The following is a 24,365-nucleotide window of genomic DNA, read 5'->3' on the forward strand; positions in this document are numbered from 1 at the left end:
TTGCGCATGTCACCGCAAGCAATCCCGACGTGATTCCGATGGCCGATCCGAGCAACAAACCAAAGCAGATGCTGTTCACTCGTATGACGGCCCTCGTCTGGTCAGCGCTGAGTGTCATGCTGGCGCTGCAATGGTCGATGGTTCTCGGCATGTCGGGTTTTCCCGACGGCTACATAACGCCCTTCGCAAGAGCGACCAGCACGCTTCTGGGCATTCTGACGGCAGCCTGCATGGCCCAGGGTCTCTACTTTTTCCTGGCCGGTGTGTTCGGCAGGAAGGTAAGCGCCGTCGGTCTTTGCCTGCAAATCCTTGCCGCAGCGGTTCTCACCGTGGTGCCAGTGCTTATCTTGAAGGATTGTCCGCATTCACAGCTGTGCAGCAGAGCGTATGAGGCGCTCACCGGCACGATGATGGACGATGGGGCGGGCGGCTAAAGCCACTGCATGCGTTCGGCACGAGGTTGTCACCCATGTCTTAGGTACAATCTGTTACCTATGTCTCCGGGTTGGACACATCTTGATTTTGGTGAGCGCGATGGGATTCGAACCCATGACCTACTGATTAAAAGTCAGTTGCTCTACCGGCTGAGCTACGCGCTCCCGCGGGCTCAGAAAGGCCGCCCTCGAAATTGCGCGGAACATAGGGAGAGTGCCTCTGCCGGTCAACCGGAAAAAGACGGCTCCCAAACCGGACTTTCCTGCGGCGTCATCATGCCGTGCGGTGCGCTTCGGCGTTGACGGAACTGCCTCCCTCTAGCGCAAGGCCGAAGCTCGCGCTTTGCGGGACAAGCGCAAGCAGCGAATCGAGAGAACCTTTGCAGATCAGCAACTTGGGATTTTTGGCGGAACAATTTGCGCAGCCTGTCCGTTTTTCCGCGACAAGGGACACGCGTTTCAAGGAGAAGATCATGAATAGGATCATGTCGGGCCTGCTGGCGACCACCCTTTCGATCTCATTCGCTGCCGCGGAGATCGTGCCAGTCAACGCTCAGCCCAGCTATGCGCCCCCTGCCCAGGGGCTCACCTCGAATGTCCAGACCGTCCAGTACGAGCCGTGGCGGAGGCACCGGGGTTTCAATCGCGATTTCTCGCGTCGCAATTTTTCGCGTGACGACGGCATGTACTGGCGTGGCCATCGCGGCTATCGCTACTACCGTCCCGGCTACCGCCGCCACGGCGACTTCTGGTTCCCGCTGGCCGCGTTTGCTACCGGAGCGCTGATCACCGGCGCGATTGTCAACCAGAATCGTGTCTATCGTGGCGATGCCCACGTGCAGTGGTGCTATGATCATTATCGGAGCTATCGCGCTTCTGACAACACTTACCAGCCCAACTACGGTCCGCGCCGGCAGTGCCGGTCGCCTTACTGAGTCCCAGATTAGAGGCTGCAAGCCCGCGCCCGCAACGGCGCGGGTTTTTCATTAGTGCGAATCCGGTGGCATCCCTGCCTATTGCGCACTTAGCGTCCTGCGCAAAGCGTGGCGCCAACCTGCCAGCTTGGCGGCACGTGTCGAAGCATCCATGTCCGGCTTGAACCGGCGCTCGAGCGCCCAGCTCCTGGTGAATTCCGCGGCCTTCGGCCAGACACCCGCCTTCGAGCCGGCCAGCCAAGCCGCACCGAGTGCTGTCGTCTCGAGAATTGTCGGCCGGTCGACCGGCGCATCGAGAATGTCGGCCAGCCGCTGCATCGTCCAGTCCGACGCCACCATGCCGCCATCGACCCTGAGCACGGTCTTGACCGAGGCGCCTTTCCAGTCCCGGCGCATGGCGTCAAGCAGATCGCGCGTTTGGAACGCAACGGATTCCAGTGCCGCGCGGGCAAATTCCGCCGGCCCCGAATTGCGGGTCAGCCCGAAGATGGCGCCGCGCGCCTCGGCATCCCAGTGCGGTGCGCCGAGCCCGACGAAAGCCGGCACCAGATAGACGTTCTGCGTTGGATCGGCTTCCGCCGCCAATTTGCCGCTCTGCTCGGCCTTGCCGATCACTTTGATGCCGTCCCGCAGCCATTGCACGGCGGCGCCGGCGATAAAGATCGAGCCCTCCAGCGCATAGGTGGTCTTGCCGTTCAGCCTGTAGGCAATGGTGGTCAAAAGCCGGTTCTTAGAACGCACGAGATCGCTTCCGGTGTTGAGCAGCGCAAAGCAACCGGTGCCGTAGGTCGACTTCATCATGCCTGGCTCGAAACAGGCCTGGCCGATTGCCGCCGCATGCTGGTCGCCGGCCACACCGAGGATTCTGATCTCTGCACCAAACAGGCTTTTGTCGGTTATTCCAAAATCATCGGCACAATCTTTCACCTGCGGCAGCATTCTTGCAGGTATGCCAAGAACGGCCAGCAGCTCGTCATCCCAGGCGTTTTGTTCGATGTTGTAGACCAGCGTGCGCGAGGCATTGGTGGCGTCAGTGGCGTGGATCTTGCCGCCGGTCAGCCGCCAGATCAAAAAACTGTCGATGGTGCCGGCCAGCAGTTCGCCCTTCTCGGCGCGTTTTCTGGCGCCCTTCACCTTGTCCAGCATCCAGGCGATCTTGGTGCCGGAGAAATAGGGATCGAGCAGCAGGCCGGTCTTTTTCGTGAATTTCTTCTCCAGCCCCAGCTTCTTCAGTTTCTGGCATAGCGGCGCGGTGCGGCGGTCCTGCCAGACAATCGCGTTGTGGATCGGCTTGCCGGTCTCCTTGTCCCAGATGACGACGGTTTCGCGCTGGTTGGTGATGCCGATCGCGGCGACTTCCGCTGCGTTGCGGCCGGCTGTCTTCAGCGCAGCCTCTACCGTTTCCACGACACTCGACCAGATCTCCTCGGGATCGTGCTCGACCCAGCCGGAGGCCGGATAATATTGGGTGAATTCCTTTTGCCCGCTGCCGACGACCTTCATCTTGTCGTCGAACAGGATCGCCCGGCTCGATGTCGTCCCCTGGTCGATTGCAAGGATATATCCGGTCATTCTCTCTCCCGTCGAAGCGAGTTCAAAGGTGCTACGATGTCTCGACGCCAGATGGCGCGGAGCCGTTCACGCAAACAGGGGAGACGGCAACATGCCGCCTCCCCTGAGTATGGCGATGCGGGCGCGGACGCCCGCATCAAACGGTCCTATTGCTGCCAGCTCTTCACCAGCTCGTCGTAGTTGATGGTGACCGGCTTTTCCTTCTCGTTCTCGATCTTGAGCTGAGGAGCGAGATTGCCCTTCTTGACCGCGTCCGCATTCCAGTAGGCGAGGTCATGCTCTTCGGCCATCTTCGGGCCAATATCGCCCTGGACGCCCGACTTCTCGATGCGGCTCATCACCTTTTCCTGCTCGCCGCAGAGCGAGTCCATCGCTTCCTGCGCGCTCTTGGCACCCGACGAAGCATCGCCGATCGCCTGCCACCAGAGCTGTGCCAGCTTCGGATAGTCCGGCACGTTGGTGCCGGTCGGCGACCACTGGACGCGCGCCGGCGAGCGGTAGAACTCGATCAAGCCGCCGAGCTTTGGCGCACGTTCGGTGAAGCTCTTGTCGTGGATCGTGCTCTCGCGGATGAAGGTCAGGCCGACATGGCTCTTCTTCACGTCGACCGTCTTCGAGGTGACGAACTGCGCGTAGAGCCAGGCGGCTTTGGCGCGGTCGGTCGGCGTCGACTTCATCAGCGTCCAGGAACCGACGTCCTGATAGCCAAGCTTCATGCCGTCCTTCCAGTAGACGCCATGCGGCGACGGCGCCATGCGCCACTTCGGCGTGCCGTCGTCGTTCAGCACCGCCTTGGCGCTGGCGTCGACCATGCTGGCGGTGAAGGCGGTGTACCAGAAGATCTGCTGGGCAACCGCGCCCTGCGCCGGAACTGGCCCCGATTCGGAGAAGGTCATGCCTTGGGCTTCCGCCGGTGCATAGGCCTTCAGCCAATCGAGGTACTTCTGGATGGCATAGACAGAAGCCGGACCATTGGTGTCGCCGCCGCGCGCCGTGCAGGAACCGACCGGACGCGAATTCTCGTCGACCTTGATGCCCCATTCGTCGACGGGCAGACCGTTCGGAATGCCCTTGTCGCCATTGCCGGCCATCGACAGCCAGGCGTCGGTGAACCGCCAGCCGAGCGAGGGGTCCTTCTTGCCATAGTCCATATGGCCGTAGACCTTCTTGCCGTCGATCTCACGCCCGGTGAAGAACGCTGCAATGTCCTCATAGGCCGACCAGTTCACCGGCACGCCGAGGTCGTAGCCGTATTTGGCCTTGAAGTCCGCCTTGTTCTTCTCGTCGTTGAACCAGTCGTCACGGAACCAGTAGAGGTTGGCGAACTGCTGGTCGGGAAGTTGGTAGAGTTTCTTGTCGGGCGCGGTGGTGAACGAAGTGCCGATGAAATCCTTCAGGTCGAGATTCGGGTTGGTGACATCCTTGCCGTCGCCTGCCATCCAGTCGGTCAGGTTGCGCACCTGCTGGTAGCGCCAGTGCGTGCCGATCAGATCGGAATCGTTGACCCAGCCGTCATAGAGGTTCTGGCCGGTCTGCATCTGGGTCTGGATCTTCTCGACGACGTCGCCTTCCTGGATGACGTCATGCGTAACCTTGATGCCGGTGATGGCCGTAAAGGCCGGCGCCAGCACCTGCGATTCATACTGATGCGTGGCGATGGTTTCGGAAACCACCTTGATATCCATGCCGGCGAAAGGTTTCGCGGCATCGATGAACCATTGCATCTCGGCTTCCTGGTCGGCGCGCGAAAGCGTCGAAAGGGGCCCGATTTCCTTATCGAGGAAGGCCTTGGCCTCGTCCATTCCGGCATAGGCATTGCTTGCCCCGAGCAATAGGACAAGCGCAGTTGTTGATGTCAAGAATTGCCGTCGCATGTATTTCCTCCACTGTTAAAGTTCAAAGTGCGATCTGGATCGGCGGCCGGCACGCCGCCGTTCCAACAGTTTCCCCCTCTATACGTAGCGGAACACGCCGACGGCGTAGACCACGGAGAGAGCGAGAGCCCACCACAGATTGGGTCCGACTAGACCCAGCCAAGCGAGATGGATAAAGGCGCTGCCAAGCAGCGACAGGAACAGGCGGTCGCCACGCGTCGTTTCGAACCGCAGCACGCCGACGCGCGGATTGCCGCCCGGCGAGACGTATTCCCACGCCGCCATGCCGCAAAGCAGCAGAAAGATGGTTCCAAAGAAGGCCGCGGTCGGCCACGTCCAGGCCATCCACGAAAAATCGAGGTTGGACGAGAGGTTAAATCCCCACAGGCGGATATTGGCCGGATCGCTGAAGCCTACCGTTATTGCCACGAAATCGATTTGAAGTGCCACCCAGGCCACGACGACCAGGGCGAGAAACAGCACGGCCCACCACCATGGGCTTCTGTCGACCTGCTCCATCATACCCTCCCCAGGGCAAAGCCCTTGGCGATGTAGTTGCGCACAAACCAGATGACGAGCGCGCCGGGAATCAGCGTCAGCACGCCGGCTGCGGCGAGCAGCCCCCAATCCATGCCGGCGGCCGAAACGGTGCGGGTCATGGTCGCGGCGATCGGCTTGGCGTCGGTGGTCGTCAGCGTGCGGGCGATCAGCAGCTCGACCCACGAGAACATGAAGCAGAAGAAGCACGCCACGCCGATGCCGCTCGCAATCAGCGGCATGAATATCTTGATGAAGAAGCGCGGGAACGAATAGCCGTCGATATAGGCGGTCTCGTCGATCTCCTTGGGTACGCCCGACATGAAGCCTTCGAGGATCCACACCGCCAGCGGCACGTTGAACAGGCAATGCGCCAGAGCCACGGCGATGTGGGTGTCGATAAGGCCGAAGGCCGAATAAAGCTGAAAGAATGGCAGCGCGAACACCGCCGGCGGCGCCATGCGGTTGGTCAGCAGCCAGAAGAACAGATGCTTGTCGCCGAGGAAGCGGTAGCGTGAGAAGGCATAGGCCGCCGGCAGCGCCGCAGCCACCGAAATCACCATGTTCATAACCACATAGGTGATCGAGTTGATGTAGCCCGAATACCAGGACGCGTCGGTGAAGATGGTGCGGTAATTCGCCAATGTCGGTGCGTGCGGGTAGAGCGTCAGCGACGAGACGATCTCGCCATTGGTCTTGAAGCTCATATTGATGAGCCAGTAGATCGGCAAAAGCAGAACGATGATGTAGAGCGTCGGCACGATCCACCACCAACGCGACTCCTCGCCGCGACGGCGCATCAGCCGTGCGATCTCGTCCTGCCGTAGCGTGCTGGCGAGCCCTTCCGAAGCTGTCGTCTCGCTCACCCTATCGGCTCTCTCTTCGGTGCGGCTCATCTCAGCGCTCCGCGTCGTAATTGGTCATCACGGTGTAGAACACCCATGACAACAACAGGACGATAAGGAAGTAGACCAGCGACATCGCCGCCGCCGGGCCGAGGTCGAACTGGCCGAGCGCCGTCTTGACGAGATCGATCGAAAGAAAGGTCGTCGAGTTGCCGGGTCCGCCGCCGGTCACCACGAACGGTTCGGTGTAGATCATGAAGCTATCCATGAAGCGCAGCAGCACGGCGATCAGCAGCACGCGGTTCATCTTCGGCAGCTGGATGTAGCGGAACACCGCCCAGCGCGAGGCACCGTCGATCTTGGCCGCCTGATAAAAGGCATCCGGGATCGAGACCAGGCCGGCATAGCAGAGCAGAACGACGAGGCTGGTCCAATGCCAGACGTCCATGATGATGACCGTGACCCAGGCGTCGTATGGGTCTTGCACATAATTATAGTCGATGCCGAGCGCGTTGACGTAATAGCCGAGCAGGCCAATGTCGTTGCGCCCGAACACCTGCCAGATGGTGCCGACGACGTTCCACGGGATCAGCAGCGGCAACGCCATCAAAACAAGGCAAACAGGCACGCCCCAACCCTTCTTCGGCATATTGAGCGCAATGAAGATGCCGAGCGGCACTTCGATCGCCAGGATGATGAAGGAGAAGACAAGGTTGCGGATCATCGCCTGCCAGAAGCGGCTGGAGGAAAGCAGTTCCTCGAACCATTCCGTGCCGGCCCAGAAGAAGACGTTATTGCCGAAAGTGTCCTGCACCGAATAATTGACGACCGTCATCAGCGGTATGACCGCCGAGAACGCCACCAGCAGCAGCACCGGCAGCACCAGGAACCAGGCTCTGTTGTTCCAGGTCTTTTCCACTTCAGGCTCCCATCTCGACGCGCCAGGAATTGGCATAGATGTTGATGCCGGCCGGGTCGAACCGCACCTTCGGATCAGCCGGAACTGTCTCGTCCTCGCCGATGACGGCGGCGATCTCGCGCCCTTCAAGATTGGCACGGACCACCTTGTGGCGGCCGACGTCCTCGACCTTGCTGATCCGGACGGCCATGCCCTGGCTGCCTAGGCGCACATATTCGGGACGGATGCCGAGTTCGATGGCGCCGCCGCCCGCCTTGGGCACGCCCGGCAGTTCGATCTGCTGCGAGCCCAGCTTCGCTGTCTTGCCGTCGATCGCCACCGGCATGACATTCATGCCGGGCGAGCCGATGAAATAGCCGACAAAGGTGTGGCGCGGGCGCTCGAACAGCTCTGCCGGTGTGCCGATCTGCACGATTTCGCCGTCATACATGACGACCACCCTGTCGGCGAAGGTCAACGCCTCGGTCTGGTCGTGCGTGACATAGACCATGGTGTAGCCGAAGCGGCGGTGAAGCTGCTTCAACTGCGAGCGCAGCACCCATTTCATATGCGGGTCGATGACTGTCAAAGGCTCGTCGAACAGGATGGCGTTGACGTCGGAGCGCACCAGCCCGCGTCCGAGCGAGATTTTCTGCTTCTGGTCGGCGGTCAGTCCGCGCGCCTTTCGTTTGGCCATATCGGCCAGCCCGGTCATCTCCAGCGTCTCACGCACCTTGCGGTCGACGTCGGGCTCCGGCACGCCGCGATTGCGCAGCGGGAACGCCAGATTGTCGTAGACGGTCATCGTGTCGTAGATCACCGGGAACTGGAAGACCTGGGCGATGTTGCGCTCTTGGGTCGACAGATTGGTCACGTCCCTGCCGTTGAACAGCAGCTGGCCATGCGAGGGATGCAGCAATCCCGAAATGATGTTGAGCAGCGTGGTCTTGCCGCAGCCGGATGGGCCGAGCAGCGCATAAGCGCCGCCATCCTCGAACGTGTGGTGCACTTCCTTCAGCGCGAAATCGGCATCCGTGCGCGGGTTCTGCAGATAGGAGTGGCGGATATGATTGACATCGATGCGCGCCATCGCTTCCTCCTAGGCCGCCAGCTTCGGCGCGGCCACGGCGCGGCCGTGCTCGTCGAAGACCATGATGTGGCGCGGGTCGATGAACACCTCGACCTCCTCGTCCGGCTCGAAGTCGCGAATGCCATGGGTCAGCATGACCCAGCGCGCATCGGCAAAATCGAGATGGACGAAGCTTTCCGATCCGGTGATCTCGGTGATCGTCACCTTTGCGCGCACCGGCACTGCGGCGGCGTTGGGCCGATCGAGGGACAAATGATGCGGCTGGAACCCGATCGTATAGATCGCATCGGCAATGCCGAAGAGTTCCGCCGGCACCGGCAATTTCACGCCGCCCTCGAGCAGGAAATCCAGACCCTTCTTGGCAAGCACGATGGTGTTGAGCGGCGGATCGGCGAAGGTTCTCGCCGTCACCAGATCAACCGGTTTGCGGAACACTTCGATGGTCGGCCCGAACTGGGTGATGCTGCCTTCGGAAAGCGTCGCCGTGTTGCCGCCGAGCAGCAAGGCTTCGTGCGGCTCGGTCGTGGCATAAACAAAGATTGTACCGGCGGCCGCGAAGACTTTCGGCAGTTCCGCGCGTAATTCTTCGCGCAGCTTGTAGTCGAGATTGGCGAGCGGCTCGTCGAGCAGCACGAGGCTGGCATTCTTGACGATCGCGCGGGCCAGCGCGGTGCGCTGCTGCTGGCCGCCCGACAGACTGAGAGGCGTCCGGTCGAGATAGGGCGTTAGTTTGAGAAGGGCGGCGGCATTGCGCACCTCCCTGTCGATCGTTGCCTGATCCGTGCCGGCCACCCGCAGCGGTGAGGCGATGTTTTCGTAGACCGTCATCGCCGGATAATTGATGAATTGCTGGTAGACCATGGCGACGTTGCGCTTTTGCACCGGCATGCCGGTGACATCCTTGCCATCGAACCAGACCGAGCCCGAGGTCGGCACGTCGAGGCCCGCCATCAGCCGCATCAGGCTGGTCTTGCCGGAGAGCGTCGGCCCGAGCAGGACGTTGAGCGAGCCGTGCTGAAGCGTCAGCGAGACGTCGCGGATATGTTCCGCCGCACCCACCGTCTTCGTCACGTTTCTCAGTTCAAGCATGATGCCTCCTCCCAGGCTTTCTGCATCAGTCGGCCGTTCCTATTCGGCAGCCGCTACGTGCTGCCGGCTTATTCCGCGCATGAACTCGTCGAGCACTGCCGCCTGCTCACGGCTGAGACGCAGGCCGCGCTTGGTCCGGCGCCACAATACATCCTCGGCAGTCATCGCCCATTCGTTTTCGACGAGGTAGCGCACCTCGGCTTCGTAGAGATCGGCGCCGAAGTTGCGGCCAAGATCGACGTTCGACTTGGCGAGGCCCAGCAGCTTCCTTGCGCGGGTGCCGTAGAGCCGGGTCAACCGGCGGGCCAGCCGGGCGTCGAGGAAGGGGTACGCCGTTTTCAATTTCGCCACCTCGGCATCGAAGCCGGTGACGGGAAAGTCACCGCCGGGCAGCGGCGCGTTTGCCGTCCATGGTTTGCCGCGCTTGCCGAGAAAACCCTCGATCTTCTCGAGCATCGATTCCGACAATCGGCGGTAGGTCGTGATCTTGCCGCCAAAGGCGTTGACGATCGGGGCGGCACCCTCGCCTCCATCGGCCTTCAGCACATAGTCTCGGGTGGCTTCCTGCGCCTTTGAGGCGCCATCGTCGTAGAGCGGTCGCACCGCGGAATAGGTCCAGACGATATCCGACGGCTTGACCGGCTGCGCGAAATATTCGCTTGCCGCAGCGCAGAGATAGCCGATCTCGGCGTCACTGATCCTGACGTTGTGCGGATCGCCGGGATAGTCACGGTCGGTGGTGCCGATGAGCGTGAACTCGTCCTCGTAAGGGATGGCGAAAATGATGCGCCCGTCCTTGTTCTGAAAGAAATAGGCGCGTGGGTCGTCGAATTTCGTGCCCACGACGATGTGGCTGCCTTGTACGAGGCGGACATTGTGCACGTCGTTCAAGCCGACGGTGGCCGACAGCACCTGATCGACCCACGGGCCGGCGGCATTGACCAGCAGCCGCGCCTTGACCTCCTCGGTATCGCCGGTCCGCACATTTTCAAGCCTGACCGTCCAGAGATTGCCTTCGCGGCGTGCGCTGACGACCTTTGTTCGGGTTCGAATGGTTGCGCCGCGCTCGGCAGCGTCGCGGGCGTTCAACACAACCAGCCGGGCATCGTTGACCCAACCGTCCGAATATTCGAACGCCTTTCGAAACAGCGGCTTCAGCGGCTTGCCGGCCGGATCCTTGGCCATGTCCAGCGTTTTCGTCGGCGGCAGCAATTTGCGCCCGCCAATATGGTCGTAGAGGAAAAGCCCGAGCCGGATCAGCCAGGCCGGACGCAGTCCCTTGGCGTATGGCAGCACGAAGCGCATCGGCCAGATGATGTGCGGCGCGTTCCTCCACAGGACCTCGCGTTCCATCAGCGCTTCGCGCACCAGACGGAATTCGTAGAATTCGAGATAGCGCAAGCCGCCGTGGATCAGTTTGGTCGAGCCGGAAGAGGTCCCGCTGGCCAGATCGTTCATCTCGGCAAGAAAAACCGAAAAGCCACGTCCAACGGCATCGCGGGCGATGCCGCAGCCATTGATGCCGCCACCGATGACGAAAATGTCATGAATCGGTGATGCGCTCAAAGAATCCTCCCTCGATTTCGCATTGCAGCATTTTTGGGTTCTTGCGAAACCGTACGGGAATTATTTCGAAATGATAACGAATGTCAAACGAAATGTGATAGGCGGAAGATGCCGCGACGGGCATCTCTAGGATAGCGACGTTTCGATCAGCTGAACTTCTGCCTCCTGGCAGATCTTACGCACCGACGGGATGTCGCAACGATCGGTGATAAAGGTGTTGACCTGCGACAGATGGCCGATGCGGACGGGCGCGGTGCGCTCGAATTTGGTCTGGTCCGACACCAGGATCACATGTCGGGCGTTGGCGATGATCGCCTGAGCCACCTTCACCTCGCGAAAATCGAAGTCGAGCAGTGCGCCGTCATGGTCGATGGCCGAGGCGCCGATCACCGCAAAATCGACCTTGAACTGCCTGATGAAATCGACCGCGGCCTCGCCGACCACACCGCCGTCGGAACCGCGCACGACACCGCCGGCGATCACCACCTCGATCGAAGGATATATACGCATCCTGTTGGCAACATTGATGTTATTGGTGATGACCATCAGGCCGCTGTGATCGAGCAGCGACTTGCTGACAGCTTCCGTCGTTGTCCCGATATTGATGAATAGAGACGCGTTATCGGGGATCAGCCGGGCTGCTGCGCGGCCGATCGCCTCCTTCTCCTCGGCGGCGATCTTGCGCCGAGCCTCATATTCCATGTTCTCGATGCCGGAGGGGAACAATGCCCCGCCATGGATGCGGGACAAAAGCCGCTGGTCGCAGAGATCGTTGAGATCCTTGCGGATCGTCTGCGGCGTCACGTTGAAATGCGTCGCCAGCTCCTCGACCAGTACGCGGCCATGGTCCTTGGCCATCTGGATGATTTCGGAATGACGCGGCGACAGATACATCTAGCAACCTCTCATTTTCGTTTTTCTCGTCTATAGCTGAAAACGAAAGCCATGAACAGGTATGGGCCGGCTAATAAAAATCGGGCGACTGCAGCGAGAAAAGCTCCGGCGCAATCTCGACGAGGCTATCAACTCAGCCCCCGCGCGATCTCAGTGATGACCGAGAAAGCAGTATCGACGTCCGCCGCAGTCGTTTCGAACTGCCCGACCTGAAAGCGGATCGCCACCTGCCCGTCCACCCGGGTCTGCGTCAGGTAAATGCGGCCGTCATCGTTGATCGCGCTGACCAACCGCAAATTGTGCTCGTCAGAGTCGATGGCCGCAGCCGCGAGATGGCGGAATGAGAATAGCGACAGCATCGGTTCCGTGACGATCTCGAAATCCGGTTCCCGAGCCAGCCGCGCGGCGAGGCTCTCGCTCCAGGCAACATGGTTGCGGATCATGTTCCGCAGATTTTCCAAGCCATGCGCACGCAGCAGGAACCAAAGTTTCAGAGCGCGGAACCTCCGTCCGAGCGGCACCGACCATTCGGAGTAGTTGATGACCCCGTCGCGGCCATGCGTTTTCAGGAATTCGGGCTTGATCGCCAGCGTGCGGACCAGGTCTTCCGGCTGGCGGATGAACTGCATCGAGCAATCGAACTGTGCCCCCAACCATTTATGCGGGTTGAAGACGATGGAATCGGCATTTTCGGCGCCGGTCCAGAAATGCCGGAACTCGTGGCAGATCATGGCGGAGCCGGCCCATGCGGCATCGACATGCAGGTAGAGCCCGTGCCGCTTCGCCACCTCGGCAACAGCCGCCACATTGTCGGTGCCGCCGGTACTTGTGCCGCCGACGCTGGCGATGATGCCCGCCGGCAGCATGCCGTTTTCGCGGTCGGTAACGATCGCGGCTTCCAGAGCCGCCGTCTGCATGGCGCGGAAGCGTCCGGCGACCGGAATGCGCACGAGGTTCGCCTCGCCGATGCCCGACACCCAGATCGCCCGGTCGATAGAAGTATGGACCTGGTCGGAAGAATAGATCCGCACGACCGGCTGCCCTTGCAAGCCGTTCTTGTTGCCTTGCCAGTCGAGCGCGCGCTCGCGCATTGTCAGCACGGCGGCAAGCGTCGCCGATGAAGCCGAATCCTGCATGACGCCGGAAAATCCCTCCGGCAAACCAAGCGCCTGCCGCATCCAGTCGACGACACGCGTCTCGAGCTCGGTTGCCGCCGGCGAGGTCTGCCAGAGCATGCATTGCGCGGCCATCGCGGAAACCAGATACTCGGCCACCACGGAGACCGGTGCCGCGTTAGCCGGGAAATAGGCGAAGAAACGCGGATGCTGCCAGTGCGTCATGCCCGGCAAGATCTTTTGTTCGAAATCGGCGAAGATTGCCTGCATCGTTTCGCTGTCTTCCGGCGGCGCGGCATCGATGCTTTTGAAGATTTCGCCCGGCTCGACAAGCGGCCGCACCGGTGTTTCGCGAAGGCCGTTTCTGTAGTCGACGCCCCATTCAGCCGCTCGCAGCGACCATTCGCGGAATTCGTTGCTATTCATCTTCGCCTCCGTAGCGCCTAATCGAGCCGCGATCAAAGAGCACGAAAAACGAAGGTTTTCATTCGGGAAAATCAGGCAGACTGGCAAAGGCGGTCTTCAGCGCGTTCGACCAGCTATCCGAGATCGTACGATAATATTGATCGTCCTGGGTTATTCGCTTTTTGAGGCCGACCTTGAAAGTGTCCTTTTCATAGAACAGCAGGTCGAGCGGCAGGCCGACCGACAGGTTCGACTTCAGCGTCGAGTCGAACGACACCAGCAGCAACTTCACCGTCTCGGCGAAACTCATGGTCCTTTCATACGCACGGATAATGATCGGCTTGCCGTATTTGGTCTCACCGATCTGGAAGAACGGCGTGTCGTCGGTGGATTCGATGAAATTGCCTTCCGGATAGATCATGAACAGGCGCGGCGCGCTGCCCTTGATCTGACCGCCGAGGATGAAGGAGGCGTTGAAGTAGGAATCCGCCTTTTCGCCCGCCGGCGACGAACTGGCGATGACCTCCTTGACGGTGTCTCCGACCAACCGGACTGTCTGGTACATGGAGGGCGTTTCGAGCAGTGTGGCACGGCGCTCCGCCACTGCCTTGGTGCGTTCGTCGAGCAGGCTGACCACGGCCTGCGTCGTCGCCAGATTGCCGGCCGACATCAAAACGATGACGCGCTCGCCCGGCTCTTCCCAGACATGCATCTTCCTGAAGGTCGAGATCGAATCCATGCCGGCGTTGGTGCGCGTGTCCGACATGAACACGAGCCCGCGATCGATCTTCAGGCCGACGCAATAGGTCATCGAATCTCTTTGGCAACAATCTTGCCGGGGATTACTGCTCCACGGTGACGGTGACCGCAAGCTGTTCTTCCGCCTGTCCCAGCCGAATTCCAGATACCGGCGTGGCGTCGCGATAATCGCGGCCGGTCGCCACCTTCACATAACGCTCGTCCGGAGAAATGCCGTTGGCGACATCGAAGGCGACCCAGCCGAGGCCCGAGATATGCGCCTCGGCCCAGGCGTGGCTTGCCGCCTGCTCGATGGCCGCATCCATCATCAGGTAGCCGCTGATATAGCGGGCCGGAAAATCCATGGCACGCGCCGCGGCAACGAAGATGTGGCTGTGGTCCTGGCAAACGCCGGTCTTGAGCGCCAAGGCCTCTTCGGCCGGCGTCGTCACGTTGGTGGTGTCCGGCGTATAAGCGACGCGCTCGCCGATCACCGCCATCAACCGGTGCAGCCTTTCGATGTCGGTACCCTTGCCGACCGAGGCAGCAAGCTCGCGAATGCCGCTTCCGATCGTCGTCAGCGGCGTTTCCTGGCCGAACAGCCAGAGCGGCGCGAAACCCTGGTGCGGTCCGCAGACGCCAGCGGTGTCGCGCGTCACCACTTCGCCGGCTGCTTCGACGGTGATGAAGTCGCGCTCGCCCTCGACGCTCAACAGCCGGGTATCATTGCCGAAATGGTCGGTGAAGCGCACTTCCTCGCGTGCGCCTTCGATCCTCAGCGCCCAGGACAGCACCGTCTGGGTGCGCCCGTTCACCGGGAGCAGCCGCAAACGCTGCAACAGATAATGCACCGGCGCATCGTAGCGGTATTCCGTCAGGTGGGTGATCTTCAGCCGCATCGCACTCGTCCCTGGAGCATGAGCTTTTCCGAAAACCGGTCTCCGCTTTTTGGGGTCATGCTCAATAGAACCTGTAATCCTGCGCGATCTCGTCGCCGAGCCTGGTGTTGTCGCGGATGAAATTGGCCAGGAATTCGTGCAGGCCGGCGTCGAAAATATCCTTGATCGACCCGGCCGTCAGCATGGCCTGGGTCTTGGCAGCCGTCGCATGGCAGGCGTGGCGCTCCCCATAGTCGTCACCCAGGAATTTGAGATGCTCCGTCAGGAAGCGGTAGCAAAAGGTCAGCGAGCGCGGCATGCGGACGTTGAGGATCAGATAATCGGCGATGTTGCTCGGCTTGTAGTCGGCATCATAGACCCAGCGATAGGAACGGTGCGCCGACACCGAGCGCAGGATCGATTCCCATTGGTAGTTGTCGAGCGTCGAGCCGACCCAGGAGATCGACGGCAACAGCACGTAGTATTTCACATCCAGGATACGCGCGGTGTTGTCGGCGCGTTCGACATAAGTGCCGAGCTGCGAGAAATCGAAAATCTCGTTGCGCAGCATCGTGCCGTAGAACGAGCCGCGGATCAGCGCCGTCTCGCGCTTGATTGCGTCGAGCGCGTTGGGCAGGTCGCGCTCGTCGATCGGCTTGGCCAGCATCCGCTTCAGCGACATCCAGGCTTCGTTGATGCTTTCCCAGGTTTCACGCGTCAGAGCGGTACGCACCATGCGGGCATTGTTACGGGCCGTTTCGATAGACGACATCGTGCTCGACGGGTTCGATGTGTCGCGCAGCAGATAGTCGGCGACATTGGCGGCGGTGTAGTCGGAATATTTCTGCGTGAAGCTGGCGTCCGAACCGGCGCTGAGCAGCACCGAATTCCATTCCTCCGAAGCGTTCTGGGTACGAGTCAGCGCCATGCGCAAGCCGGCATCCACCAGCCGCGCCATGTTTTCCGCCCGCTCGATATAGCGGTTCATCCAGTAAAGCCCGTTGGCGGTGCGGCCGAGAAGCATGTCAGGCGGTCCTGTGGTGAATAGTGAATAGTGAATGGTGAATGGTGACTATCCGGATTCCAGGGCACGATGCCGCGCGCTTCACTTTCGGGCATTTCACCAACATCAACGACCCATATCCTTACCTATTCACTATTCACTATTCACTATTCACTATTCACTATTCACTATTCACTATTCACTATTCACTATTCACTATGCCCTACTCGCTACTTCCACTCTAATCATCCAACACCCACGTATCCTTCGTGCCCCCGCCTTGCGAGGAATTGACGACCAGCGAGCCTTCCTTGAGCGCTACTCGGGTCAGCCCGCCGGGCACGATCTGGATACGGTCGGAAACCAGCACATAGGGGCGCAGATCGACATGGCGCGGCGCCAGCCCCTTGTCCGTCAGGATCGGACAGGTCGACAGCGCCAGCGTCGGCTGAGCAATGTAGTTCGACGGTTTTGCCGCGAGCTTTTTGGAAAACTCCTCGCATTCCTTCTTGGTCGCCGCCGGACCGACCAGCATGCCGTAACCGCCTGAACCGTGGACCTCCTTGATAACCAATTCATCGATGTGCTCGAGCACGTATTTCAGGCTGTCCGGCTCCGAGCAGCGCCAGGTCGGGATGTTGCCGAGCATCGCCTTGCGGCCGGTGTAGAATTCGACGATCTCGGGCATGTACGAATAGATCGCCTTGTCGTCGGCGATGCCGGTTCCCGGCGCATTGGCGATCGTGATGTTGCCGGCGCGGTAGACGTCCATAATGCCCGGCACGCCAAGTGCCGAGTCGGGGCGGAAGGTCAGCGGATCGAGGAACGAGTCGTCGACACGACGGTAAAGCACGTCGATCTGCTTGTAGCCCTCGGTGGTGCGCATCGCGACATGGCCATCGACGACGCGCAGATCCTGCCCCTCGACAAGCTGCACGCCCATCTGGTCGGCAAGGAAAGCATGTTCGAAATAGGCCGAGTTGAAGCTGCCCGGCGTCAGCACGGCAATGGTCGGCGCGCCCTTGGTGCTTTGCGGCCGCACTGCCGCCAGCGACTGGCGCAAGAGCTGCGGGTAATTCTCAACCGGCCGCACCTTGATCTGCTGGAACAGCTCAGGGAAGAGCTGCATCATCGTCTCGCGATTCTCCAGCATGTAGGAGACGCCGGACGGCGTGCGCGCATTGTCCTCCAGCACGTAGAACTCGTTCTCGCTGATGCGTACGATGTCGACGCCGATGATGTGGGTATAGACGCCGGCCGGCGGCCGCACCCCGATCATCTCGGGCAGGAACGCCTCGTTCTTGGCGATCAACTCCTTCGGCACCCGGCCGGCGCGTAAGATCTCCTGGCGATGGTAGATGTCGTCGAGAAAGGCGTTCAGCGCCTGGACGCGCTGCTCGATGCCTTGCGTCAGCCGTCGCCATTCATTGCCCGAAATGATGCGCGGAACGATATCGAAGGGTATCAGCCGCTCCGATGCTTCCTGCTCGCCGTAGACGGCGAAAGTGATGCCTGTCTTGCGAAAGACGCGTTCGGCGTCCTGCATCTTCTCGGTAAGTCTGGCCGGGTCCTGTTCCTTCAGCCAGCGATCGTAAGCCGAATACGGTTTTCTCAGCCCGGAAACTTCCGGAAGCATTTCATCGAACGCTGCCAATCGCATACTCCCCTGTGGCGCCATTTCACTGGCCTGGCTGGAGAAAATCAAGCGCAATCGGTGATTTGTTGGGCGCCGGCGATCAGTATGTCGCACTTGCCTAAAATTAAGGCAGCACCAATAGGGCCTTGATCAGGCTTTGCCTGGTGTCCGGGCAGATGCCGGATGCGGATCAAAACGCGCGAAAGGTGACTACCGTGAACGTGTCCTTGATGCCGGGAAGAATCTGCACTTTCTCGTTGACAAAGTGGCCGATGTCTTCCTCGTCGTCGACATAGAATTTGGCGAGCAGGTCGTAGTTTCCGGCTGTCGAGTAGATTTCCGAAGCGATCTCGGCATCGGCCAGGGCGCTGGCAACGTCGTAGGCCTTGCCCAGATCGCATTTTATCTGCACGAAAAATGCCTTCATTGCCTGGTCCTGCTCACATCGCACGCTCTAGGTATAATCGAGCGGCCCTTGTGGCAGACTGCCGCTCGCCTTTCAAGCATCGGCAATCGCTCAGGCTGTCTCGCCCCGACAATGCTTTCTCGGCTCGGACACGGACTGCCACGCCGAGTGTTTGCGCTCGGCTGAAACCCTGAAGCACTGCAAAGCGTATGGTATCATGTACCTTCAGTCAGCGATTTCTCAGGGACAACGGAGACAGGCCATGCGCCGCGCGTTTTTCGCATTCGCAGTCGTTCCATTCATTTTCGCATCCCAGGCCTTTGCTGGCGACGCCGAAGTCAAAGCGGCGCAGACGGTCATCGATGGGCAGTTGAGGGCCTTCATCGCCAATGACGGCGCCATCGCTTACAGTTTCGCGGCTCCGAACGTGAAGCGGATTTTCCCGACCGTCGATACCTTCATGAATATGGTGACCAACGGTTACCCGCCGGTGCGCAAGCCGCGGACCTATTCCTTCGGCAAGGCCGAGGAGACCGCTCCGGGTTCGATCGTCCAGCAGGTGCTGATCGTTGGACCCGACGGCAAGGATTATGAAGCGGTCTACATGCTGCAGCAGCAGCCCGACGGTACGTTCCGGATCACAGGCTGCAGCCTGCGCGCGTCGAATTCGTTCAGCACCTGAGTAGAAAACATTCAATAGCGCGCCCTGCCGCCCGACATATCGAACACCGCCCCAGTGTTGAACGCGCTGGCATCGGAGCATAGCCAAAGCACCAATGCCGCGACTTCATCCACAGAGCCGAGGCGCCTGAGCGGACTGGCGTTGATCATGTCGTTCACGACATCGTTGCCAAGGCGCCTGATGAGCTCGGTATCGATCGGCCCCGGCGCGACGCAATTGACGCGGATGTCGGTGTCGCTGACCTCCCGCGACAATGCTTTCGTGAAAGCAATGACACCCGCACTTGCCGCAGAATAGGCTGCGAGGTTCGGCAGTCCTTCCTTGCCCGCCAGCGAACCCATATTGACGATACGACCACTCCCGGCCTTGCGCATGATCGGCAGAACTTGGTGCGTGACTTCGAAAACACCCATCAGGTTGACGCCGATGATCCGTTGCCATTCGATCGGATCGAAGGCCTCGAATCCACGATAGCTGCCAAGGTAGCCTGCATTGTTGATGAGGATATCGATCCGCCTGTCATCGGCTGTGACCCCGGCCAATGCGTCCTTTATCTGGTGTGCCTTGGTCACATCGACACTCTGGCAATAGGCGCCATCGAGAGGCAAGGGATCCGCATCCCATATCCAGACATCGGCACCGGACTGTATCAGCTGCGCGGCAACGGCTTTGCCGATACCCCTTGAGCCGCCTGTCACGATCGCGGTCTTGCCGCCAAAGTCGTACGTCACGGTCATGGCTTGACCCCGACGGGACTCTGCGTCCGGACAATCGACCAGTCAATCGTTATCACGCAGACGGTGGCTCATTCAAAGAGCAGGAATATCGCCCCTCGCCCAGCCGTCGGCAATGTCTGCGCCGCGCGCTTCGGACGTGCCGGCCTCGATTGCAGCGCGGATGTCCTGCATCAGCTTTTGATAGTAGGACAGATTGTTCCAGGTCAGGAGCATCGCCCCAAGCGCCTCTTGCGAGCGCACCAGATGGTGCAAGTAGGCCCGCGAATAGTCGCGTGCGGCCGGGCAGTCGCTTTCCTCATCGAGCGGACGCGGATCGTCGGCATGGCGGGCGTTGCGCAGATTGACCTTGCCGCGCCGTGTGTAGGCAAGGCCGTGGCGCCCTGCCCGCGTCGGCATCACGCAGTCGAACATGTCGATGCCGCGCGCAACCGACTTCAAAATGTCGTCCGGGGTGCCGACGCCCATCAGGTAGCGCGGCCGGTCAGCCGGCAGCTCCGGGCAAGTGATGTCGAGCATCTCCAGCATCACCGCTTGCGGCTCGCCGACAGCCAGCCCGCCGATCGCGTAACCCTTCAGCTCCATTGCCTTCAGCGCCTGCGCCGAGCGCAGCCGCAGATCCGGCACGTCGCCGCCTTGCACAATGCCGAACATCGCCTTGCCGGGCTGCTCGCCGAATGCCGTCTTGCAACGCTCGGCCCAGCGCAACGACAACTCCATGGCACGCTCGATCTCGTTCTGCTTGGCCGGCAGAGCCGTGCATTCGTCGAGCTGCATCTGGATGTCGGAATCGAGCAGCCCCTGGATCTCTATCGAACGCTCTGGCGACATCTCGTAGGCGCCGCCGTCGATATGCGAACGGAAGGTAACGCCGTTCTCGGTCAGTTTCCGCAGCTTCGACAGCGACATCACCTGGAAGCCGCCGCTGTCGGTCAGGATTGGATGCGGCCAGCGGGCGAATTCATGCAGGCCGCCGAGCCGCGCCACGCGCTCGGCGCCGGGTCTTAGCATCAGGTGGTAGGTGTTGCCGAGGATAATGTCCGAGCCGACGCCGCGCACCTGATCCATATACATGGCCTTCACCGTGCCGCCGGTACCGACCGGCATGAAGGCAGGCGTGCGGATTTCCCCGCGCGGCATGGTGATTGCACCACGCCGCGCCCTGCCGTCGGTCGCCAGCACCTTGAAGGTGAATGCGTCAGTCATTGAATTCCCTAGCCATCGAACTCCTTGTCGAATACCGGCGCGTCCGGGGCCTGCTTGTCGAGTGATTGCCGGTAGCGGATGCAGCCGCGCATGAATTTCGGCCACGGCGGCACGGCAATCGCCGGGTCGGTCTTTTCGGGCAAAAGTGACCAGAGGTCGGGATGGTGCCAGCACAGATCATGGCCGGTGGCGTCGCGGTGTTGGCGGATGCCGGCGCGCAGTTTCCTGACCTCGGCGATCAAGGCTTCCCGGTCGAAGGTTTCCAGGTCATCGTCCATCGGTATCCTCCCTGAACAGAAGACTTGCGTCTCCATAGGAATAAAACCTGTAGCGATTCTCGATGGCATGCGCATAGGCCGCCCGCATCGTCTGCAAACCGCAGAAGGCCGAAACCAGCATGAACAGCGTCGAACGCGGCAGATGGAAATTGGTCATCAGCAAGTCTGCGGTCTTGAAACGATAGCCGGGCGTGATGAAGATGTCTGTCGGGCCTGACCATGCGGCCAGCCTGCCGTCCTCGCCAGCCGCGCTCTCCAATAAGCGCAGCGATGTCGTGCCGACGGCGATAATGCGCCCTCCTTTTGCTTTCGCCGCATTCAGCGCCTCGGCGGTTTCCGGGCTGACCGAACCGGTTTCGGCGTGCATCTTGTGGTCGGCGGTGTCGTCCGCCTTCACCGGCAGGAACGTGCCGGCGCCGACATGCAGCGTGACGAAACGGCGCTCTATGCCCTTGGCGTCGAGCGTCGCAAACAGCTCCGGCGTGAAATGCAGCCCTGCCGTCGGCGCGGCGACCGCGCCCTCCTCCCTCGCATAAATGGTCTGATAGTCGCTGCGGTCGCGTTCGTCGTCGTCACGCTTGGAGGCGATGTAGGGCGGCAGCGGGATGTGGCCGACTGCACGCAGCGCCTCGTCGAGGAACGGACCTGACAGGTCGAAGCCGAGCAGCACCTCGCCGCCTTCTCCCTTCTCGATCACGGTCGCGTCGAGCTGGCCGAGAAGGCAGGAATTGGCGTCATGACCGAAATGGATACGATCGCCGGCGGCGATGCGCTTGCCCGGACGCATGAAGGCGAGCCAGCGGTCGGGCGCCATCCGCATATGCAGCGTGGCTTCGACCTGCGCCGCCGCCTCGCCGCGCCGCCTGATGCCTTTCAGCTGTGCCGGAATGACCTTGGTGTCGTTGAAGACCAGCACATCACCGGCCTTGAGCAGGGCCGGCAGGTCGCGCACCGTCCGGTCTTCGAGCCCCTCACCCGGCCTGACCACCAGCATCCTGGCACTGTCGCGCGGCTCGGCTGGGCGAAGCGCGATGCGCTCCTCCGGCAGATCGAAGTCGAAAAGGTCGACGCGCAAGAGATCCCCGCCTCAAGGTTCCGGGCAGGTCACCGCCCAGGCGCCGACACCGTCTATGCTCAATGTGCCGCCCATCGAGAAGCTGGACTGCTCGCTGGCCTTGACCAGCCGCAATTTGGCGACGATCGAGCTGATGCCTTCGTCGGTGAGGTCGATCAGCATGCGCTCGTCGTCTTCGAATGCCTGTCCAACGATGACTTTCGTTGAGCCTGGCTGTCCATCCGTGGTCCATGTCTTGCCGCCGGCATCCAGCCACACACGCGCGACCGCAATGACGGCCGTGTGTCCCATCAAAACATCAATCGATGCCGCGCCGCCGTCGGCGCTGCAGACGATCGATTCCGTTGCCAGCGCCGGAGTGGCCGCCGCGGCGAGCATAATTGCGATGGCCGCGACAGCCCGGCTGGTCATTTCACGTCGGCCGCGACCTTGAGCGATACGATCTTGTCAGGATCCTGCACCGGTTCGCCGCGCTTGATCTTGTCGACGTTGTCCATGCCTTCGATGACCTGGCCCCATACCGTGTACTGGCGGTTGAGGAAGGCGGCATCGTCGAAGCAGATGAAGAACTGCGAATTGGCCGAGTTCGGGTTCTGCGAGCGCGCCATCGAGCAGGTGCCGCGGCCGTGGTTGGCGTTGGAGAACTCGGCCTTCAGATCGGGTTTGTCGGAACCGCCAGTGCCGGCGCGCGATGGCGCGAAAGACGGCTTGTTGGAATTGCCGAACTTCACGTCGCCGGTCTGCGCCATGAAGCCGTCGATGACGCGGTGGAAGACCACGCCGTCATAGGCGCCTTCGCGCGCCAGCTCCTTGATACGGCCGACATGGCCGGGCGCCAGATCTGGAAACAATTCGATGACGACCTTGCCCTTGGTCGTGTCCATGATAAGCGCGTTCTCGCGGTCCTTGATTTCGGCCATGTCAGAAATATCCTTTTGAACAATTGGGGTTACTTGCCGTCCGCGGCGATGCGCACCTTGATCATGCGATCGGGGTCGGTCACCGTCCCGTTCTGCGCCTCGTCGCCTTTCTTGATGTGGTCCACCAACTCCATGCCGCTGACGACATTGCCAACGATGGTGTACTGGCCATCGAGCGGCGGTGCCGGCGCGAATATGATGAAGAATTGCGAATTGGCGGAATTCGGATCGTCGGAGCGGGCCATGCCGACCACGCCGCGCTGGTAGTGCTCGGTGCTGGAGAATTCGGCCGGCAGGTCAGGAAGATCGGAGCCGCCGGTGCCGACAGCGTCGGCATTGAAGCCGCTCTTCATGTTGCCGAACTTGACGTCGCCGGTCTGCGCCATGAAGCCGTCGATGACGCGGTGAAAGGCGACGTTGTCGTAGGCGCCCTGGCGCACCAGCTTTTTGATCTGCGCGACGTGCTTCGGCGCAAGGTCGGGCCTCAGCGCGATGGTCACGTCGCCGTCCTTCAGCGTTACGATCATGGTGTTTTCCGGATCGGCGGCAAAGGCCGACACGGATGCGGTCACAAGACCGGCAAGCACGGCAAGCAAGAAGGCAAGCTTTTTCAGCTGCATGGGATCTTTCTCCGAATATCTTCGTTCATGCATGTCGTTACCCAAAGCCGGGTTCCACTTTGGGTGACATGCATTTTATTTCGCGAATTTGGCGGTGAGCGCGCCGGCCACGGCCGCCGGCACGAAGGGGCGGATGTCGCCTCCCATCGAAGCTATCTGGCGCACAAGTGTGGCGGTAATGGTGCGCACTGAAGGGCTGGCGGGCAGGAACACCGTCTGCAGCTCCGGCGCCATGGTCTCGTTCATGCCGGCCATCTGCATCTCATAGTCAAGGTCGGTGCCGTCGCGCAGGCCGCGGATCATGATCGAGGCGCCATGCTTCCTGGCCGCGTCGATTACCAACCCGTCGAAGGCGACTACTTTGATACGCGCACCGTCGCTGCCGAATTCTGCCTTCGCGGCCGTTTCGATCAGGCCAACCCGTTCCTCGAAGGAAAACAACGGCTTCTTGCCGGGATGGATGCCGATCGCCGCATAGATTGTATCCGCCACGGCCAGCGACGCCTTCAGCACGTCGAGATGGCCGTTGGTCAGCGGGTCGAAAGAGCCGGCATAAAGGGCGATGCGTTCGGTCATGGCAGGTGCTTCTAGCGAGCCTCTCTCCTAAAGGCAAATCCGATCGCCAGCCCGCGCCGTGAACCTTTTGGCCGACGTGAACGACAGATGAATGTGCCGCTCACAACAGCTTCACGCAGTGTTCACTAAGTTGCAGCTGCAGGAGATGAAACCAAACACCCATCTAATCGTTGTTAGGCGCAGGAGAACACGCACATGCTGATCTACATGCTCGCCACCGCAATGACCGTCGCCATGCTGATCGCCACCGTATTCGGGTTGCATCAGGAAGCACAGCGCGTCCGCGCCAAGGCCAATACCAAGCGGTTCGAAGGCTTCGGCAACCGCAGGCCTTATCGCCGCTTCTAGATTGCGGGTGT

Annotated in this window: 28 protein-coding genes and 1 tRNA gene; 4 read left to right on the forward strand and 25 right to left on the reverse strand. The window is 60.9% G+C overall.

Annotated elements, in window-relative coordinates; genetic code table 11:
* The first annotated feature begins 38 nt into the window (after positions 1-38).
* Positions 39-434, forward strand: a complete 396-nt coding sequence (locus tag NKI08_RS00445; RefSeq protein ID WP_352766628.1) for a hypothetical protein — start codon at positions 39-41, stop codon at positions 432-434.
* Between the two features lie 89 nt (positions 435-523).
* Here NKI08_RS00445 and NKI08_RS00450 read toward each other — a convergent pair.
* Positions 524-599: transfer RNA gene (locus NKI08_RS00450), tRNA-Lys, on the reverse strand.
* Between the two features lie 109 nt (positions 600-708).
* The gene (locus NKI08_RS00455; protein ID WP_352766630.1) at positions 709-909 is read right to left on the reverse strand and encodes a hypothetical protein; all 201 of its coding nucleotides are present in this window, start codon (positions 907-909) and stop codon (positions 709-711) included.
* Between NKI08_RS00455 and NKI08_RS00460 the strand changes: the two genes are divergently transcribed.
* Complete coding sequence (locus NKI08_RS00460; RefSeq protein ID WP_352766632.1) at positions 908-1,369, forward strand: BA14K family protein; 462 nt, start codon at positions 908-910, stop codon at positions 1,367-1,369. The two genes, NKI08_RS00455 and NKI08_RS00460, sit on opposite strands and share 2 nt — an antisense overlap.
* Before the next feature lie 78 nt (positions 1,370-1,447).
* Here the strand turns inward: NKI08_RS00460 and glpK are convergent, their stop codons facing one another.
* The 15 genes from glpK to NKI08_RS00535 all read right to left on the reverse strand — a co-directional run bounded on the left by glpK (position 1,448) and on the right by NKI08_RS00535 (position 17,936).
* Positions 1,448-2,941: a glycerol kinase GlpK gene (gene glpK, locus NKI08_RS00465; protein WP_352766634.1), complete on the reverse strand. Its 1,494-nt coding sequence runs from the start codon at positions 2,939-2,941 to the stop codon at positions 1,448-1,450.
* A 146-nt stretch (positions 2,942-3,087) separates the two neighbouring features.
* Positions 3,088-4,815, reverse strand: a complete 1,728-nt coding sequence (locus tag NKI08_RS00470; protein WP_352766636.1) for an ABC transporter substrate-binding protein — start codon at positions 4,813-4,815, stop codon at positions 3,088-3,090.
* Between the two features lie 78 nt (positions 4,816-4,893).
* The gene (locus tag NKI08_RS00475) at positions 4,894-5,160 is read right to left on the reverse strand and encodes a DUF2160 domain-containing protein (RefSeq protein ID WP_031211283.1); all 267 of its coding nucleotides are present in this window, start codon (positions 5,158-5,160) and stop codon (positions 4,894-4,896) included.
* 173 nt (positions 5,161-5,333) lie between these two features.
* The gene (locus tag NKI08_RS00480; protein ID WP_352448784.1) at positions 5,334-6,248 is read right to left on the reverse strand and encodes a carbohydrate ABC transporter permease; all 915 of its coding nucleotides are present in this window, start codon (positions 6,246-6,248) and stop codon (positions 5,334-5,336) included.
* 1 nt (position 6,249) lies between these two features.
* Positions 6,250-7,116, reverse strand: a complete 867-nt coding sequence (locus NKI08_RS00485) for a carbohydrate ABC transporter permease (protein WP_023674893.1) — start codon at positions 7,114-7,116, stop codon at positions 6,250-6,252.
* Position 7,117: 1 nt separating this feature from the next.
* On the reverse strand, positions 7,118-8,185 hold the full coding sequence (locus NKI08_RS00490) for an ABC transporter ATP-binding protein (protein WP_352540585.1): 1,068 nt from the start codon (positions 8,183-8,185) through the stop codon (positions 7,118-7,120).
* A gap of 9 nt (positions 8,186-8,194) precedes the next feature.
* A complete protein-coding gene (locus tag NKI08_RS00495; RefSeq protein WP_352540586.1) occupies positions 8,195-9,274 on the reverse strand; it encodes an ABC transporter ATP-binding protein in 1,080 nt (359 codons plus the stop codon).
* A gap of 39 nt (positions 9,275-9,313) precedes the next feature.
* Positions 9,314-10,840, reverse strand: a complete 1,527-nt coding sequence (gene glpD, locus NKI08_RS00500; protein WP_352766639.1) for a glycerol-3-phosphate dehydrogenase — start codon at positions 10,838-10,840, stop codon at positions 9,314-9,316.
* A 126-nt stretch (positions 10,841-10,966) separates the two neighbouring features.
* Entirely contained in the window at positions 10,967-11,734 is a 768-nt protein-coding gene (locus tag NKI08_RS00505) for a DeoR/GlpR family DNA-binding transcription regulator (RefSeq protein WP_023674889.1), read from the reverse strand.
* Between the two features lie 128 nt (positions 11,735-11,862).
* Positions 11,863-13,275, reverse strand: coding sequence for a pyridoxal phosphate-dependent decarboxylase family protein (locus NKI08_RS00510; RefSeq protein WP_352766641.1), 1,413 nt, complete (start codon positions 13,273-13,275; stop codon positions 11,863-11,865).
* Positions 13,276-13,333: 58 nt separating this feature from the next.
* The gene (locus NKI08_RS00515) at positions 13,334-14,065 is read right to left on the reverse strand and encodes a proteasome-type protease (RefSeq protein WP_254817354.1); all 732 of its coding nucleotides are present in this window, start codon (positions 14,063-14,065) and stop codon (positions 13,334-13,336) included.
* A gap of 31 nt (positions 14,066-14,096) precedes the next feature.
* Positions 14,097-14,891: a transglutaminase family protein gene (locus NKI08_RS00520; protein WP_352502506.1), complete on the reverse strand. Its 795-nt coding sequence runs from the start codon at positions 14,889-14,891 to the stop codon at positions 14,097-14,099.
* Positions 14,892-14,952: 61 nt separating this feature from the next.
* Positions 14,953-15,894, reverse strand: a complete 942-nt coding sequence (locus NKI08_RS00525) for an alpha-E domain-containing protein (protein ID WP_023674885.1) — start codon at positions 15,892-15,894, stop codon at positions 14,953-14,955.
* A gap of 220 nt (positions 15,895-16,114) precedes the next feature.
* The gene (locus NKI08_RS00530; protein ID WP_023674884.1) at positions 16,115-17,527 is read right to left on the reverse strand and encodes a circularly permuted type 2 ATP-grasp protein; all 1,413 of its coding nucleotides are present in this window, start codon (positions 17,525-17,527) and stop codon (positions 16,115-16,117) included.
* 172 nt (positions 17,528-17,699) lie between these two features.
* Entirely contained in the window at positions 17,700-17,936 is a 237-nt protein-coding gene (locus tag NKI08_RS00535; RefSeq protein ID WP_023674883.1) for an Lrp/AsnC ligand binding domain-containing protein, read from the reverse strand.
* A gap of 241 nt (positions 17,937-18,177) precedes the next feature.
* Here NKI08_RS00535 and NKI08_RS00540 point away from each other — a divergent pair, with 241 nt between their 5' ends.
* A complete protein-coding gene (locus NKI08_RS00540; RefSeq protein WP_352766644.1) occupies positions 18,178-18,597 on the forward strand; it encodes a DUF4864 domain-containing protein in 420 nt (139 codons plus the stop codon).
* 11 nt (positions 18,598-18,608) lie between these two features.
* Here the strand turns inward: NKI08_RS00540 and NKI08_RS00545 are convergent, their stop codons facing one another.
* The 8 genes from NKI08_RS00545 to coaD all read right to left on the reverse strand — a co-directional run bounded on the left by NKI08_RS00545 (position 18,609) and on the right by coaD (position 24,006).
* Complete coding sequence (locus NKI08_RS00545) at positions 18,609-19,334, reverse strand: SDR family NAD(P)-dependent oxidoreductase (protein WP_352766646.1); 726 nt, start codon at positions 19,332-19,334, stop codon at positions 18,609-18,611.
* Positions 19,335-19,406: 72 nt separating this feature from the next.
* A complete protein-coding gene (tgt, locus tag NKI08_RS00550) occupies positions 19,407-20,537 on the reverse strand; it encodes a tRNA guanosine(34) transglycosylase Tgt (RefSeq protein WP_352766648.1) in 1,131 nt (376 codons plus the stop codon).
* Between the two features lie 8 nt (positions 20,538-20,545).
* Positions 20,546-20,815, reverse strand: coding sequence for a hypothetical protein (locus NKI08_RS00555; RefSeq protein WP_352471691.1), 270 nt, complete (start codon positions 20,813-20,815; stop codon positions 20,546-20,548).
* Positions 20,805-21,890 carry a tRNA preQ1(34) S-adenosylmethionine ribosyltransferase-isomerase QueA gene (gene queA, locus NKI08_RS00560; protein ID WP_352766650.1) on the reverse strand — a complete coding sequence of 362 codons (1,086 nt, stop codon included), beginning with the start codon at positions 21,888-21,890 and terminating at the stop codon, positions 20,805-20,807. Before queA ends, NKI08_RS00555 begins: the two co-directional genes overlap by 11 nt.
* A gap of 12 nt (positions 21,891-21,902) precedes the next feature.
* Entirely contained in the window at positions 21,903-22,301 is a 399-nt protein-coding gene (locus NKI08_RS00565; RefSeq protein WP_352766651.1) for a hypothetical protein, read from the reverse strand.
* Complete coding sequence (locus NKI08_RS00570; protein WP_254817363.1) at positions 22,298-22,810, reverse strand: peptidylprolyl isomerase; 513 nt, start codon at positions 22,808-22,810, stop codon at positions 22,298-22,300. Before NKI08_RS00570 ends, NKI08_RS00565 begins: the two co-directional genes overlap by 4 nt.
* A gap of 29 nt (positions 22,811-22,839) precedes the next feature.
* Positions 22,840-23,430, reverse strand: coding sequence for a peptidylprolyl isomerase (locus tag NKI08_RS00575; RefSeq protein WP_352766653.1), 591 nt, complete (start codon positions 23,428-23,430; stop codon positions 22,840-22,842).
* A gap of 75 nt (positions 23,431-23,505) precedes the next feature.
* A complete protein-coding gene (gene coaD, locus NKI08_RS00580; RefSeq protein WP_352448768.1) occupies positions 23,506-24,006 on the reverse strand; it encodes a pantetheine-phosphate adenylyltransferase in 501 nt (166 codons plus the stop codon).
* 195 nt (positions 24,007-24,201) lie between these two features.
* Between coaD and NKI08_RS00585 the strand changes: the two genes are divergently transcribed.
* On the forward strand, positions 24,202-24,354 hold the full coding sequence (locus NKI08_RS00585; protein WP_352540595.1) for a hypothetical protein: 153 nt from the start codon (positions 24,202-24,204) through the stop codon (positions 24,352-24,354).
* Positions 24,355-24,365: the final 11 nt, after the last annotated feature.

It is taken from the genome of Mesorhizobium sp. M0768 (assembly GCF_040320195.1).
GTDB lineage: Bacteria > Pseudomonadota > Alphaproteobacteria > Rhizobiales > Rhizobiaceae > Mesorhizobium.